The 17,396-nt window shown below is 33.8% G+C and carries 10 protein-coding genes; 9 read left to right on the forward strand and 1 reads right to left on the reverse strand.

Annotation, left to right across the window (positions count from 1 at the left end; translation table 11 throughout):
• Window positions 1-180 precede the first annotated feature (180 nt).
• From AAFN75_RS09725 to AAFN75_RS09765, 9 genes are all read left to right on the forward strand, one after another.
• Window positions 181-1,539 (forward strand): MFS transporter, encoded by a 1,359-nt coding sequence (locus AAFN75_RS09725; RefSeq protein ID WP_411806153.1) that lies wholly within the window; start codon window positions 181-183, stop codon window positions 1,537-1,539.
• Window positions 1,540-1,543: 4 nt separating this feature from the next.
• Window positions 1,544-2,215 (forward strand): beta-phosphoglucomutase, encoded by a 672-nt coding sequence (pgmB, locus tag AAFN75_RS09730; RefSeq protein ID WP_411806155.1) that lies wholly within the window; start codon window positions 1,544-1,546, stop codon window positions 2,213-2,215.
• Window positions 2,216-2,364: 149 nt separating this feature from the next.
• A complete protein-coding gene (locus tag AAFN75_RS09735; protein WP_411806156.1) occupies window positions 2,365-4,674 on the forward strand; it encodes a glycoside hydrolase family 65 protein in 2,310 nt (769 codons plus the stop codon).
• Window positions 4,675-4,713: 39 nt separating this feature from the next.
• Entirely contained in the window at window positions 4,714-6,834 is a 2,121-nt protein-coding gene (locus AAFN75_RS09740) for a glycoside hydrolase family 97 protein (protein ID WP_411806157.1), read from the forward strand.
• 11 nt (window positions 6,835-6,845) lie between these two features.
• Window positions 6,846-8,825, forward strand: a complete 1,980-nt coding sequence (locus tag AAFN75_RS09745) for a glycoside hydrolase family 13 protein (protein WP_411806158.1) — start codon at window positions 6,846-6,848, stop codon at window positions 8,823-8,825.
• 22 nt (window positions 8,826-8,847) lie between these two features.
• Window positions 8,848-10,029: an alpha/beta hydrolase-fold protein gene (locus tag AAFN75_RS09750; protein WP_411806159.1), complete on the forward strand. Its 1,182-nt coding sequence runs from the start codon at window positions 8,848-8,850 to the stop codon at window positions 10,027-10,029.
• Between the two features lies 1 nt (window position 10,030).
• Window positions 10,031-11,911 carry an alpha-amylase family protein gene (locus tag AAFN75_RS09755; RefSeq protein WP_411806160.1) on the forward strand — a complete coding sequence of 627 codons (1,881 nt, stop codon included), beginning with the start codon at window positions 10,031-10,033 and terminating at the stop codon, window positions 11,909-11,911.
• 4 nt (window positions 11,912-11,915) lie between these two features.
• On the forward strand, window positions 11,916-13,568 hold the full coding sequence (locus AAFN75_RS09760; protein ID WP_411806161.1) for an alpha-amylase family glycosyl hydrolase: 1,653 nt from the start codon (window positions 11,916-11,918) through the stop codon (window positions 13,566-13,568).
• Between the two features lie 100 nt (window positions 13,569-13,668).
• Window positions 13,669-16,041 carry a GAF domain-containing protein gene (locus tag AAFN75_RS09765; protein ID WP_411806162.1) on the forward strand — a complete coding sequence of 791 codons (2,373 nt, stop codon included), beginning with the start codon at window positions 13,669-13,671 and terminating at the stop codon, window positions 16,039-16,041.
• Between the two features lie 55 nt (window positions 16,042-16,096).
• Here AAFN75_RS09765 and AAFN75_RS09770 read toward each other — a convergent pair whose 3' ends face one another.
• Window positions 16,097-17,293: a Pycsar system effector family protein gene (locus tag AAFN75_RS09770; protein ID WP_411806163.1), complete on the reverse strand. Its 1,197-nt coding sequence runs from the start codon at window positions 17,291-17,293 to the stop codon at window positions 16,097-16,099.
• Window positions 17,294-17,396: the final 103 nt, after the last annotated feature.

Genomic DNA, 17,396 nt, shown 5'->3' on the forward strand with positions numbered 1-17,396 from the left:
CGAAATAAAATTAATTAGGAAAACCGAAATTCTTTTATATCTTTGACTCGAAATCAAAACTTATATTTTCACTTCTCACAATAAGTTTTGATAAGTAGTATCAATTAGAAATATTGATTTTTTCTATAAAAATTGATGCAAAACCGCTTATCAAATAGTATTAATTTAATATACTATTTAATGGAAAAGCGCAGATTAAGTTTCTGGCAAATCTGGAACATGAGTTTTGGGTTTCTAGGAATACAAATGGGGTTTGCACTCCAAAATGCCAACGCAAGTAGAATACTTCAAATTTTCGGAGCCGATGTTCACGAACTGTCATGGTTTTGGATAATTGCGCCTTTAATGGGCTTAATTGTTCAACCTATTATTGGGCATTATAGCGATAAAACTTGGGGTAGGTTTGGCCGCAGAAAGCCTTACTTTTTAGTAGGTGCCATTTTAGCTTCGGTAGGCTTAGTACTTATGCCGCAAGCTGATATTTTTATAGCCTTTTTACCAGCCTTATGGGTTGGAGCAGGAATGTTAATGATCATGGATGCCTCCTTTAATATTGCTATGGAACCTTTTCGTGCATTAGTAGGCGATAATTTAAGAACCGATCAACGTACCTTAGGGTTTAGCGTGCAAACTGCACTTATTGGTTTTGGGGCGGTTATTGGCTCTTGGTTACCTTATGCCTTGACCAATTGGTGTGGGATTTCTAATGAAACCATTCAAGGTGCTGTGCCGTTTAATTTAATTCTGTCATTTATAATTGGTGCAATTATTTTAGTGGTTTCAATTTTAATTACTGTTGTTACTACTAAAGAATATTCGCCAGAAGAACTTGATAGTTTTGAAGACGAACATGTACATGCAGATGCCATAGGTAATCACGAAAAAGAGAAATCGAGTTTATGGGATATTTTTGAAGACTTCAAAAAAATGCCAACAACCATGCGCCAATTAAGTTGGGTTCAATTCTTTTCTTGGTTTGGGCTTTTTGGTATGTGGGTGTTTGCTACACCAGCCATTGCGCAGCATATTTATGGGTTGCCATTTACAGATAGCAGTAGTGCTACATATCAAGATGCTGGCGATTGGGTAGGTATTCTCTTTGGGGTTTATAATCTAGTGTCTGCATTTTACGCTTTTGCATTGCCTTATATTGCTAAACAAATTGGCCGTAAAAAAACACATTCAATATCTCTTATTATTGGAGGCTTAGCCTTATTATCTATCTACATTATGCCGGATGAAAACTGGCTTATTGTTTCTATGATAGGCGTAGGCATTGCATGGGCAAGCATTTTAGCAATGCCTTATGCTATTTTGGCAGGATCTATTTCGCCAAAAAAAATGGGAGTTTACATGGGTATTTTTAATTTCTTCATTGTAATTCCTCAAATAATCAATGCCTTAATTGGCGGTCCACTTGTAAAATATGCGTATGGCAACCAAGCCATATTCGCTTTAATGATGAGTGGTGTTAGTTTTTTAATTGCAGCATCTTTAGTCTATAAAGTAAAAGATGTTGATGATATAATTCAATCATAAAATCATGAACAAAATAGGCGTTATATTCGATTTAGACGGTGTAATTGTAGACACGGCTAAATATCATTTTTTAGCTTGGAAAGAGCTGGCAAATCATTTAGGGTTTGAGTTTACAGAAGCACACAACGAACAACTAAAAGGTGTTAGTCGTGTTAGATCATTAGAAATTCTTTTGGACATAGGTAAAGTAGAACTTTCCGATGAAAAAAAGCAAGAATTCTTAGTAAGCAAAAACGAGCATTACTTGCAGTATATCCATGAAATGGGACCAGAAGAAATTTTACCAGGAGCAAGTAACTTACTCGATACACTGGACGATTTAGGAATACAATATGTATTAGGGTCTGCAAGTAAAAATGCACCTTTAATTTTAAAACAAGTTAATTTATTTGACAGGTTTGTGGGTATTGTTGATGGAAATAGCGTTTCTAAGGCAAAGCCCGACCCAGAAGTGTTTTTAATTGGAGCAGAAAAATTAAAGCTTAAACCAGAACAATGTGTTGTTTTTGAAGATGCCATTGCGGGTATTGATGCTGCAAATGCTGCACATATGATTTCTATTGGTGTTGGTGATAAGCAAACGCTTAGTAAAGCTGATTTTAATGTTGAAGATTTAACCGAAATAACTTCAGGTTTTATCAAATCATTAATAACAAAAATAGAGACAGTCAAATAGCGGTAATAGCACTCATTTCAAGTTGATGCTTGAGGGGCGCTAGAATCCATATTAATAAAATAAAAAATAATAATCGAGAACTAGACGTATTACTAAGCCTAGTCTAACAACTAAGCGACCTAAAGTCCATTCTCTATCATCTTAAAAAAATGAATCAAGATTATATAAAACCAGATAATTGGTCCATCATTGAAGAAGGTTTCGATACAAGTCATGTAAAATCTTCAGAAAGTATTTTCAGTATTGGCAATGGTGCCATGGGACAACGCGCAAATTTTGAAGAAGCATACTCCGGCGATACCTTTCAAGGAAGTTATATTGCTGGTGTTTACTATCCAGACAAAACTCGTGTGGGTTGGTGGAAAAATGGCTATCCAGAATACTTTGCTAAGGTACTTAATGCGCCAAATTGGATTGGAATTAACGTAACAATTAATGGCGAGCCCTTAGATTTAAACACCTGTACATCTGTTGAAGATTTTAGGCGAGAACTTAATATGAAAGAGGGCTGGTTATCAAGATCGTTTAAAGCAATCTTACCCAATTCTATTCAAGTTGAGGTGGAGGTAAAACGTTTTTTAAGTTTAGAATTAGATGAAATAGGAGCTATTAATTACCAGGTAACACCTTTAAATAGCGACGCCGAAATTTCATTTCAACCGTATTTAGATTCTGGAATTACCAATGAAGATACCAATTGGGATGATAAATTTTGGGACACTACTAAGGTGAATCAAGTTAATAATCAGGCTTTTATTGAAGCGAAAACGATGAAAACCCATTTCCATACCTGTACATTTATGGAGTCGGAAGTTTTTCTTTCAGGTAAATCCGTATTGATTGAGCCTAGTAATACAGAAGATTCTAATAAAGTGTCATTTAGTTATGCGCACGCAGTAAAAAAAGGAGAGACGTATAGTATTCAAAAATTTGGTGGCTATACAGTCGATAGAAATCATGACAAATCCAATTTAGTAAAAGTTGCAAAAGCGATTTTAAAAACAGCGACCAAAAAAGGGTTTACTCAATTGCTTAAAGAACAAAAGCAAGCGTGGGCAAAAATTTGGGAAATAGCCGACATTACTATTGATGGCGATGTAAAAGCCCAACAAGGTATTCGTTTCAATATTTTTCAATTAAACCAAACGTATTTAGGTAAAGATTCCAAATTAAATATTGGGCCTAAAGGATTTACAGGCGAAAAATATGGAGGAAGTACCTATTGGGATACCGAAGCGTATTGCATCCCGTTTTATATGGCAACTAAAGACCAAAAGGTAGCTAGAACACTATTAGAGTACCGTTATAATCATTTAGATAAAGCCATAGAAAATGCTGAAAAACTAGGTTTTAATAACGGAGCTGCCTTATATCCTATGGTAACCATGAATGGTGAAGAATGCCACAACGAATGGGAAATTACCTTTGAAGAAATTCATAGAAACGGAGCTATTGCATTTGCAATTTATAATTACCACCGCTACACCGGAGATTATAGTTATATACCAGAAAAAGGACTAGAAGTTTTAATTGGTATTGCTCGTTTTTGGCAACAGCGTGCCACGTTTTCGGCAGATAAAAACCAGTATGTTATTCTTGGTGTTACGGGACCAAATGAATATGAAAATAACGTAAATAATAATTGGTATACTAATTATTTAGCCAAATGGTGTATAGATTATACGCTAGAGCAAATTAAAAAAATTGAAGCAGAATATGCTTCAGATTTCTCTAGAATTGCTGAAAAAGTAAAACTATCTAAAAAAGAAATGGCACTTTGGAAAGCAGTGGCAGATAATATGTACTTTCCTTATTCTGAAAAACATCAGGTGTATTTACAACAAGATGGGTTCTTAGATAAAGAATTGATTTCTGTTGAAAATTTATCAAAATCAGAAAGACCTATAAATCAAAAATGGAGTTGGGATAGAATCTTGCGTTCACCATACATAAAACAAGCAGATACCTTACAAGGTTTTTACTTTTTTGAAGATCATTTTTCCAATGAAACTTTAGAGCGCCATTTCGATTTTTATGAGCCATTTACAGTTCATGAAAGCTCTTTGTCGCCTTGTGTGCATAGTATTCAAGCTGCAAAATTAGACAGAATGGAGCAGGCCTACACCTTCTATTTACGAACTTCAAGATTGGATTTAGACGATTATAATCACGAAGTACACGAAGGCCTTCATATTACATCTATGGCTGGAACCTGGATGAGCATTGTTGAAGGTTTTGGTGGTATGCGAGTTAGGGATAATAAGTTGTCATTTACCCCTAAAATCCCTAAACAATGGAAAGGCTATTCCTTTAAAGTGAATTTTAGAAACCATATTTTAAAGGTTCATATAACCCAAGAGCAAACCAATTTCGAAATAATTGGTGGTAAGGATTTAGAAATACTGGTAAACAATAAACCCTTAATGCTAAGGGCTGATAGTTTAAAAGTTGTGAGTTAGTATAGCGTTTAAAACTAGAATCTTTGTAAAATAAAAAGCATGAAATTTCTATATATATTATTTGTAACGGCTTGGTGTTCATTTTTAAATCAGGCAGCTTATGCGCAGGAGTTAAAATCTCCTAATGGCGCATTAACTATGGCGTTTTATCTGGATGATGCTGGTAGGCCAACTTACCAGTTAGCCTTTAAAGATAAAAGTGTAATAAACCCTAGTCACTTAGGTTTGGAGCTAAAAGATGATGAAAAGTCATTACTTAATGATTTTAATGTTTTAAAAACCGAAAATTCAACTTTTAACAACACTTGGGCACCAGTTTGGGGCGAGGAAAAAGAAATTACAAATCATTACAATGAATTAGCGGTTAGCCTAAAACAAAATGAAACAAGTAGAATTGTGGTTATTCGTTTTAGGTTATTTAACGAGGGTTTAGGGTTTCGTTATGAGTTTCCGCAACAGGAAAACTTGGTGTATTTCGTAATTAAAGAAGAAAAGTCTCAATTTGCGATGACGGGCGACCATACGGCATTTTGGATTCCGGGGGATTATGATACTCAAGAATACGATTATACCGAATCAAAATTATCAGAAATAAGTTCAAAGTTTAATAAAGCTGTAACGGGGAATGCATCGCAAGAGCAATTTTCTAAAACAGGTGTGCAAACAGCTTTAATGATGAAAACTGCTAATGGTTTGTATGTTAATTTACACGAAGCAGCACTTATCGATTATTCATGTATGCATTTAAATTTAAATGAAGATACCATGGTTTTTGAGTCGTGGTTAACACCAGATGTAAACGGCGACAAAGGGTATATGCAAGCACCGTGCAATTCTCCTTGGAGAACCATTATGGTAAGTGATGATGCGCGAGATATTTTAAATTCAAGAATGACTTTAAACTTAAATGAACCTTGCAAAATCGAAGATACCTCTTGGATAAAACCAGTAAAGTATATTGGTGTTTGGTGGGAAATGATAACTGGTAAAAGTTCTTGGGCTTATACCAATGATTTACCTGCAATTCAATTAGGAGTAACAGATTACTCTAAAGTGAAGCCAAACACAACCCATGCAGCTAATAATACTAAAGTAAAACGTTACATCGATTTTGCCTCAGAACACGGTTTTGATGGTGTTTTAGTTGAAGGATGGAACCAAGGTTGGGAAGATTGGTTTGGAAAATCTAAAGATTATGTTTTCGATTTTGTAACACCGTACCCCGATTTTGATGTTGAGGCTATTCATGATTACGCAAAATCTAAAGGTGTTAAAATGATTATGCATCATGAAACGTCTGGTTCAACCAGAAACTACGAGCGCCATTTGGATAAAGCGTATCAATTCATGAAAGACAATGGTTACGATGCGGTAAAGAGTGGGTATGTTGGTAATATTTTACCTAGAGGCGAACACCATTACAGCCAGTGGATTGTTAACCACTATCAATACGCTCTTGAAAAAGCTGCCGATTATGAGGTTATGGTAAACGCCCACGAAGCCGTAAGACCAACTGGAATAAGTAGAACATATCCCAATTTAATTGGAAACGAGTCTGCTAGAGGTACCGAGTTTCAGGCATTTGGTGGTTCAAAACCAAATCATGTTACCATACTACCATTTACAAGACTTATTGGAGGGCCAATGGATTATACTCCAGGAATTTTTGAAATGGATATTAGTAAATTAAATCCGAATAACAATTCGCATGTTAACAGCACCATTGCAAACCAATTGGCTTTGTATGTTACCATGTACAGCCCATTGCAAATGGCTGCAGATTTACCTGAGCATTACGAGCAGTTTATGGATGCTTTTCAGTTTATAAAAGATGTGGCAATAGATTGGGATAAAAGTGTCTATTTAGAAGCAGAACCAGGACATTACATAACTGTAGCTAGAAAAGAAAAAGGAAGTGATAATTGGTTTGTGGGTAATGTAAATGGGGTTAATTCTAGAACCTCTAATATTAGTTTAGATTTTCTTGAAAAAGGAAAAAAATATATGGCTACTATTTATAGCGATGCTGAAAGTGCGCACTACAAAACCAATCCGCAAGCTTATTCTATTATTACAAAGAAGGTAACAAGTAAATCAAAATTATCACTTTTATCTGCGCCAGGTGGAGGTTATGCTATTAGTATTGAAGCCTTAAACTAAAACTAAAAGTTATGCTATGTTATCTTAAACTTTATAAAAATACCAAACAATCAATATTCATTGGGTTGCTAGCTGTATTTGCTTTAAATTTATCTTGTAAAAAAGAAGATAATATAACAATGGATGAGCTTAGTAAAAATGTTTCAATAGTTGAGAAATTGGATATTAATCGTATAGAGCCTTTAAACTGGTGGGTAGGGTTTAAGAATTCTAAACTTCAGTTGCTAGTCCATCATCCTAATATTTCTGGTAAAACGGTTCAAGTTTCTTATCAGGGTATCTCTATAGAAAAAGTTCATAAAGCAGATAGTCCAAATTATCTATTTATAGACTTAAATATCTCAGAATCTGCAAAACCGGGGAAATTCAATATCATTTTTAAAGAAGAAAATAAAGAAGATTTAGTTCATACTTATGAGCTTAAATCAAGAATAAAATCTTCGGAGGAATATATCGGTTTTAATAGTAGCGATGCTATTTATTTAATTACACCAGATAGGTTTGCTAATGGGAACCCCAAGAACGATATTGTGGATAGACTTCACGAGAAAATAATTAATAGGAATGATGATTATGCTCGTCATGGCGGAGATATTCAGGGTATAACCAATCATTTAGATTATATTGAAGATTTAGGATTTACAGCTGTTTGGCCTTCTCCGGTACTTACTAACGATATGCCACAAGGGTCTTACCATGGCTATGCAATAACCGATTATTATAAAATAGACCCGCGCTTTGGAACTTTGGAAGACTACAAGGAGTTATCGGCTAAATTGGCAAAAAAAGGCATGAAATTAATTATGGATCAAGTGGCAAACCATTGTGGTTTAGAGCATTGGTGGATGAAAGATTTGCCTTTTAAAAACTGGATTAACCATCAACAATATTACGAAGCAAATATGAGTAATTGGGATGGAGACGCTAGTATTATTACCAATCACAGACGTACAACCAACCAAGACAGGTATGCCTCTAAAGTTGATAAGGAAAACATGAGCGTAGGTTGGTTTGTATCTGCTATGCCAGATTTAAATCAACGTAATGCTTTTATGGCAACCTATACCATTCAGAATAGTATTTGGTGGATAGAAACAGCAAATTTAGGTGGTATTCGTCAGGACACATATCCATATCCGGATAAAGATTTTATGAGTCGTTGGGCTGGTGAAATTATGAATGAATATCCTAATTTTAGCATTGTTGGAGAAGAGTGGAGTTACAACCCACTTTTGGTTGGGTATTGGCAAGATGGAGCTAATAATAGAGATGGCTACAAGTCTAATTTAAAATCGCCAATGGATTTTCCAATGCAAAATTTTTTAGTTGAAGCGCTAAATGAAGATGAAGAGTGGGATAAAGGCCTAGTTAAAATATATCAAGGTTTGGCAAACGATTTTTATTACGCAAGTCCTAAAGATCTTATGGTTTTTCCTGATAATCATGATATGAGTCGCATTTTTACCCAGCTAAAAGGTGATGTGGCTAATACTAAAATGGCACTTAGTTATTTATTAGCCTTACCAAGAATTCCGCAAATTTATTACGGTACAGAAATTTTAATGAACGATTTTGATAAACCTGGAGATCATGGCTTAATTCGATCTGATTTTCCTGGAGGATGGGAAGGCGATCAAGTTAACGCATTTACAGGAGAAGGTTTAAGTGAGCAGCAAAAGGATATGCAAATCTTTTTAAGGAAGCTTTTAAATTATAGAAAAAATAGCAAAGCCATTCATGATGGTGAAACCCTGCATTTTGCTCCAGAAAATGGCGTTTATGTATTGTTTAGAATTCTAGATTACGAAACTGTAATTCATATCATTAATAAAAATAATAATCCAATAGAACTAGATTTAAACAGGTTTGAAGAAGTTGGTTTAAAAGGAAAATCTGTTAAAAATATAATTACAGACTATCAGTTTTTCTGGGGAGATAATATTACTCTTAACGAAAAAGGAAGTGTCATTTTGACTACTAAATTGTATTAAATCATTTCAGTCTTTTATTAAAATGAAAAATCAGTTTTTCATAATTCTATTTTTATTTATTAGCATAGCCTGTGTAGATAAAAAGAAACAAAATAATAATCCGATTCCAGGTGAAGAGGAGGTTACTTTTATTATTGAAAAATTACCTGAAGCGCATCATTTTAATAATGATATTTATATCTCTGGAGATTTTGAAGGTTGGTCTGGAGGTAATGAACAATTCAAACTAAAGAAAGAGAATCAGCTTTACAATATTACTATTCCTAAAAGTCAAAAAAATATAAGTTTTAAGTTTACAAAAGGAAATTGGGAAGCTGTGGAGTGCGAAGAAAACGGTAACCCTAGCGAGAATAGAACCTATACGTTTTCAAAGTTAAAAGACACAGTAAAAATCAGTATTACAAACTGGTCAGATAATAAGTTTCAAAACAAGGTGTCTACAGCTACGGAAAATGTTCAGGTATTTGCAGAATATTTTGAAATCCCGCAATTGAATCGCAAGCGTAAAATCAGCATTTATTTACCTCCAAATTATAAAATTTCAAAAGAAAACTACCCTGTTTTATATATTCAAGATGGTCAAAATGTATTTGATGTTTCAACATCGTATAGTGGTGAATGGGAAGTAGATGAAACTTTAAATGAGATGTATAAGGAGTTCGGTTTCGGGCTTATTGTTGTCGCTATAGAACATGGCGGTGAGAAGCGTTTAAATGATTATTCGGCTTGGGATAATGAGAAGTCTGGCAAAGGAGAAGGTAAATTGTATTTAGATTTTTTAATAAACACATTAAAACCCGAAATAGATAAGGCGTTTAGAACAAAATCTGATAATCAAAATACAGTGGTAATGGGCTCCTCTTTGGGAGGTTTATTTGCTCATTATGCAGCAATTAAGCGACCAGATATATTTGGGAAAGCTGGTGTGTTTTCTCCGTCTTTTTGGTATGCAACAGAAAGTTTTGAATTTACTAAAGAAAGATCAAATATAGATGCTAGTAAAATATATTATGTAGTTGGAGAAAAGGAGGGAAGTGATATGGTAAAATCTATGAATGATATGGTGAGACTTATGAAGCAAAATGGATTTCCGGAGCACCATTTATTTAGTAAGGTTGTACCAAATGGAATGCATAACGAATCGTTTTGGAAAAGTGAATTTCAAGGTGCTGTAGGCTGGTTATTTAATTTAGATAAACAATAAAATGAATTCAATAAAGTATACAATTTTAGTATTTGCGATGTTATTAGGATTAGGTTGTAAACAGGATATAAAAGTGGTTAGTGAAATTAATGAAGTGAATAATATTAAGAAAAAAAAACTCGTAGTCTATCAGGTTTTTACACGTTTGTTTGGTAATACCAATACTACCAATAAACCATGGGGAACCATTGAGGAAAATGGCGTTGGTAAATTCAATGATTTTACTGATAAAGCATTACACGAAATTAAGGATTTAGGAGTTTCTCATATTTGGTTTACAGGAGTACCTCATCACGGTGTTATTAGAGATTACAACAAGTTTGGTATTTCAAACGATGACCCAGATGTAGTAAAGGGGCGCGCAGGTTCTCCTTACGCGGTAAAAGATTATTATAATGTAAATCCAGATTTGGCAGATAATGTTGCTAATAGGTTACAGGAATTTCAGGCGCTTATAAATCGCACACATCAGGCCGGATTAAAAGTGATAATAGATATAGTGCCCAATCATGTAGCTCGCAATTATAAAAGTCTTTCTAAACCAAATGGCGTTAAAGATTTTGGTGAAGATGACGATACATCTGTTGTGTATAATGTAAATAATAATTTTTATTACAATCCTAAAGAAACGTTTAAAGTGCCTGTATGGAAAAATGGATATTCTCCATTAGGTCCTGAAAAACATCTTTTAGAAGATGGTGAGTTTCCCGAAAACCCTGCAAAATGGACAGGGAATGGATCTAGGCTTTCTCAACCAGATATGAACGATTGGTACGAAACCGTAAAAGTTAATTATGGTATTTCGCCTGATGGTAAAAAGGATTTTGATGCACTTCCCGACGGTTTTGAAAATGAAAATTATAAAACACATTATAAGTTTTGGGAAGACAAAACCGTACCTAATTCTTGGGTAAAGTTTAAAGATATTGCCTTGTATTGGCTAGAAATGGGGGTAGATGGTTTTCGTTATGACATGGCAGAAATGGTGCCCGTTGAGTTTTGGAGTTACATGAACTCGAGTATTAAAATGCAAAATCCCAATGCTTTTTTATTAGCCGAAGTGTATAATCCATTGCTGTATAGAGATTATATCAAGAAAGGTAAAATGGACTATTTGTATGATAAAGTCCAATTGTACGATACCATAAAAAGTGTCATTCAAGGCCACGGAAAAACAGATAATATTCCACCTATCCTTAATGATTTAAAAGATATAGAACAGAACATGTTGCATTTTCTAGAAAATCATGACGAACAACGTTTAGCAAGCCCGGATTTTGCTGGAAGCCCCGAAAAAGGAAAACCAGCCATGGTGGTTTCTGCAACATCTACCACGGCACCAATAATGATTTATTTTGGTCAGGAAGTGGGTGAAGATGGCTCAGAAAATGCAGGATTTGGTAAGCCTACAAGAACCTCAATATTCGATTATGTAGGTGTTCCGGCACATCAACGTTGGGTAAATAATAAACAATTTGATGGCGGACAATTAACCAAAAAAGAAAAGGAGTTAAGAGATTTTTATAAACACCTGTTAAATTTTACAATAAACAGTAGTGCTTTAGTTGGAGCGTATCAAGACATACATTTGTACAACAGAAAGCATACCGAAGGTTACCATGATAAAATTCTATCATTTGTGCGTTGGAGTGATGATGAAAAACTAATTGTTATTTCAAATTTCGATAATAAATCGGGCTATGAATTCGACCTAAAAATACCCAAAAGTGTTGTTGAAAATTGGCAGTTAGATAATAAGGCTTATCAAGTTGAAGACCAATTGTACCATAAATTTAAGTCCGTTTTAAACGTTGAAAATGGTAACGCTAGTCTCAAAATAAAAATTGAACCTTTGGAGTCTTTCCTTTTAAAACTTAATTAAAAACATGAAGCATATAGTCGTTTTATTATCATTTTTAGTGTTTTTTAGTTGTGAAGACAAAAAAGATATCCTTCCAGAACAGCCAGAAACACCATTTGTTTGGCAAGCTGCAAACATATATTTTTTATTGACAGATAGGTTTAATAATGGTGATGCGTCAAATGATATTAATTTTGAAAGAAACGCAGAAACAGGAAAGCTTCGTGGCTTTAAAGGAGGTGATATTAAAGGTATTACTCAAAAAATAAAGGACGGGTATTTTACCAATTTAGGAATTAATGCCATTTGGATGACACCCATTGTAGAGCAAATTCATGGGGGTACAGACGAGGGTACAGGTTTAAGCTATGGTTTTCATGGCTATTGGGCTAGCGATTGGACGGCTTTAGATCCTAATTTTGGAACCAATCAAGATTTGCATCAACTAGTTGAAACAGCTCATAAACATGGCATTCGTATTTTGCTTGATGCAGTAATAAATCATACAGGGCCAGTAACAGAAAAAGATCCAATTTGGCCTTCAAATTGGGTGCGTACTCAACCACAATGCGATTATCAATCTTACCAAAACACCATTACCTGCACCTTAGTTAAAAACCTTCCAGACATTAAAACAGAAAGTGATGAAGCGGTTAAGTTACCACCACATTTGGTTACTAAATGGCAAGCCGAAGGAAGGTATGAAAAAGAGGTAGCAGAACTAGATGCCTTTTTTAAAAGAACAAACTACCCTAGAGCACCTCGATTTTATATCATGAAATGGCTTACAGATTATATTACAGAGTTTGGAATTGATGGTTATCGTGTAGATACGGTTAAACATGTAGAAGAACAGGTTTGGCAAGAATTCAAGCAAGAATGCGATTTCGCTTTCGCGGAATACAAAAAAAACAACCCAGATAAAGTGCTAGATAATAACGACTTTTATTTGTTGGGCGAGGTTTACAATTACGGAATTTCAGCAACCAAAGGGTTCGACTTTGGCGATAAGAAAGTCAATTATTTTGATAATGCTTTTAATGCACTTATTAATTTTGAAATGAAATGGAATGCAGCTCAAATGTCAACCGAGGCGCATTTTAAAAAATATTCACAGGTACTAAATTCAGAGTTAAAAGGCTATAGCATTTTAAATTATTTAAGCTCTCATGATGATAGTCAACCCTTTGATGCCGTTAGAGAAAAACCCTTTGAAACCGCTAGGAGATTATTGTTGTGCCCTGGTGCTTCTCAAGTTTATTATGGCGATGAATCTGCAAGGTCTCTTGTTATTGAAGGCACTGTTGGTGATGCTACATTGCGTTCTCTAATGAATTGGGAGGACGTTCAAAACAACCCCAAAACACAATCCATTTTAAAACATTGGCAAAAATTGGGGCAATTTCGGGCAAACCATCCAGCAATAGGAGCCGGCATTCATCAAATGATAACCGAAACACCTTATGTGTTTTATAGAAGTTTTTCAAAAAGTAATTATAAAGACTTAGTAGTTGTTGGCTTAAACTTACCTCACGGCGAAAAGGTAGTAGATGTATCTAAACTATTTAAAAATGGAGAGATTCTACATGACGCTTACTCTGGGGTTTCAAACATAGTTGCCCAGGGAAAAATCACTATAAATTCTAAATTTAATATGGTGCTCCTCGAAAAACAATAAAAAAGTGTCATTTATTAGTAACAAATAGCAAGTTAGGAAGTCTAATTAACAACGACTAAGCCTAATATTTGTAACTTTGCAATCTAAGCACTTTAACATTATGGATATTAATCACAATATCGAATCGCCTTTCAAACTCCAAGTCAGTTTTAATAAATATTTGGAGTATTATGAAGCTTTAGCAAAAAGTTCTGATGCTTTTGTTGTGGCCAAGGCAAATCATATTTTAGATGTTGCAGCACAATATTCAGAGTTAAAACAAGGGTTTAGTGATACCTCAATTTTAGACTCCCGATCTAAAGAAATTCAGTTAATCTTGCAAGATGCGTTTAGTCCATTATTAACAAAAAACGAAATTAAAACAGCTTCAGTTCCGTTACATAATTTAATTTTTAATGCTTCAGAGCGTTTTCAAACTATTATAAAAACGGCGGGTAAAGATTTTGATCTTCAAATTAAAAACTTACCGGAAGACGATACATATATTTTAGCCTGTACCATTATTTTAAATTTTTGTTATGGCTATAACATAAATTTTAAAAGACCTTTTTATTACGAAATTCCCGATGCCGATGGTATTCTGCATTATTACAAAATAACGTATAATGCCGATTTTTGTGAAATAACACCTAATGAGGGTGCTAAAATAATTACCGAGGCAGATTATAATGAGCTACTTGATAATTTTGAAAATATAGCACTTTGGAAAGAAAAATTTCCTCCAAATAGCTACACGTTTAATGGATTTGTAATTTCAAATATTTTTGATGTAACAGACGATCAATCCATATCTAACATAAAATCTAGTTTAATAGGCGACGAGAAACGAAAGAATGAAAGTTTTATGGAAGGTTTCCATGAAATTTTCAGATCACTTTTAAGGCTAAATGATATTAAGGTTGGTTTTTCTATTTATAACAAAGAGGACCAAGTTTTTGAGCGTGTTTATGGTGCTGGAGTAAAAAGTTATTTGTTAGGAGATCGAGATAACGAAAAATGTACCGATGCCTTATGCAGTTGGTCTTATAATCGATTATTACGAGAAAATAAATATTTCTCAATATCGGATGTCGATACAATGTTCGAAAAAGCGAAAGGACGCGCACCACATATTACAAGTTTACACGAGCAAGGTATAAAGAGTGCTATTTTTGCTCCAATTGCAAATAAAGAGGGGTTAATGGGTATTATAGAGATAGTATCAAGAAAGTCCAGAGTGTTAAATAGTGTAAATGCAAATAAATTGGCCGATGTTATGCCGTTTATTGTATCGGCTGTAGAGCGCTCAAAAAACGAAGAAGAAAATTTAATTGAAGCCATTATTCAAAAAGAATGTACTTCAATTCACTCTAGTGTGCATTGGCGATTTAAAAAAGAAGCAAAAAACTTTATAAATGCCGAATTAAAGGGAGAAGAAGCTAGTTTTAAAAAAATAGCATTCGAAAATGTGTATCCACTTTATGGTCAAATCGATATAAAAGAATCGTCGGAAGCTAGAAATACTGCTACTAGTTTAGATTTATCATTACAGTTAAATGCGGTTAAAAACATTTTTGTTAGAATTTCCAAAACGCAGCCATTACCTATTTATGAGCAATTTATCTATCAGATAGATGAGTATTTAAAGGGTTTGGAAACACATTTTCAGGTAGATAGCGAACAACAAATCTCTGAATTTTTTAAACAAGATATAGATCCTTTATTAAAACATATTTACACCAATGATGATTTTAAGGAAGAGATAGATGCTTACTTTAATAGCATTGACGACAAGGTAAATGTGTTATATAAACATAGAAAAGATTACGATAAAACCATTTCTAAAATTAATAAAGAAATGGCCTCGTTATTAGATAAAAAACAAGTGGAAGCACAACTTATGTATCCGCACTATTTTGAGCGTTTTAAAACGGATGGTGTCGAGCATAACATGTATGTAGGAGAGTCTATTACTAAAGAAGATTCATTCAATCCTATATACCTTTACAATTTGCGTTTGTGGCAATTACAGGTTATGTGTGAAATGGAAAATGCATACTACCAAATGCAATCTAAATTTCCTGTGGCCTTAGATGTAGCATCAATGATTTTGGTGTTTAATCAACCTTTATCCATAAGTTTTAGAATGGATGAAAAACAGTTTGATGTAGATGGCACATATAATGCACGATACGAAATTGTAAAAAAACGAGTTGATAAGGCGTATATAAAAGGAACCACAGAGCGTGTTACCCAAAAAGGGAAAGTAAGCATTGTGTATTCTCAAAAACAGGATGAAATAGAATATTTAAGATATATAAAATTTCTCCAGTCTAAGCATTATTTAGATACAGATATTGAAATAGTAGAACTTGAAGATTTGCAAGCTGTAACAGGCTTAAAAGCCATTCGAGTTAGTGTGCTTTATCATAAAAATGAAGCCGATAAATCATTTTATTCCTATGATGATTTAATGAAAGAAATTAAAGCTTAGTTTTTAAAACTAAGCTTTACTGATTAGAACAGGAGTTTTAAAGTAGAATAAGCTTTTATAAAACAACTCCCGAATACTTAAATGCAATAGCAAATGCAAGTACACTTACTATAATTCCAATCATAAAAACAGTATAAGTAAGTCTAAGTATTTTGTATTTTTTATCTAAAACTAAGCCTAAAAAATATAAATCTTTTTTCATTGAAGAGTAGAGGTAATCGCGATCTTCCATCATTTCTCCCATGGCCCATTCAAAATCTTGTAAGGACATTTTATGAAAGTTCCCAAAAAACAAAAGGTTTACTTTTTTATTAGCCACATCTTCTTTTGTGAATTCGCCTCGCGTTACGTTAGGGCGTGTTGCTAAAATGGACAAAACCATAGAAACCACAGTGAAAAACACAAAAATAACTGTTGGGATAATTAGGTAATGGTTGGAAATGTTATCCAGTTTAGAAACTAGATTTGATAATACCATCGATATAATAATAGCATTAACAGACAGTAAAATATTAGCCTTAGTATCGGCAATGTTACTTAAAGTAATATGGTTTTTTAGTGTTACTCTAAACATGGTTTCTATACCACGTTCTGGCAATTCAATTTTATTTTTTTTAAACTTTAATTCCTTTTTTTTCTGTGTTAGTTTTTTTTCTGCGTTTACTAATTTTTTTCTCGTAGTTATTAGTTTTGCTAGGTTTTTCCCTTTTCGTTTATCCCAAATACTAGCAGCTTGAGGTGAGTGAAAACGGTGTTTGGTGGATAGAAAATCAATGTTTTCATCTAGCCATTTAATGTCGTCAAAGGTCTTATTGAATAGTAATTCCCATTCTTTTCTTAGCAATTCAGAAATATCCATGTAGCTTTTGCTTCCAACGTGAGAGCAATCGGCATCTCTAAGTATGCCTTCTAAAACATTATCGGGTGCCACAGTCATTTTGGTAGCCAATATTAAATCGCAAATAACTTTTATGTCTTTTTCTGGGCATTTCTCGCCTTCTAAAAACGCTCTAGCAATTATAATGCTCTCCTCTTCATGGTTGGTTACGCCTTTTATATAACCCGTATCATGCAACCAAGCAGCAATTAAAAGCAGGTTTGTATTGTCTTCATCAATATTGCAAAGTTCGGCTAGTGTTTTAGCATCCTCAACAACGCGTTGTGTATGTGTAATATTATGGTAAGTAAAAGAAGTAGCTAACTTTTCATTTAAAAGGTTAATTACAAATTTTTCAGTCGCTTCTATCAGCATATTGGAAGATATAAATGTTTATCAAGTAAAAATACTAAACTTTAAGGGAAAGTACAGTAACGTTTTATTTGGTCGTATTATTTTTAAATACTTTTCAAAAATT

Source organism: Algibacter sp. AS12, from assembly GCF_046736315.1.
In the GTDB taxonomy this organism is placed as follows: Bacteria; Bacteroidota; Bacteroidia; order Flavobacteriales; family Flavobacteriaceae; genus Algibacter_B; species Algibacter_B amylolyticus.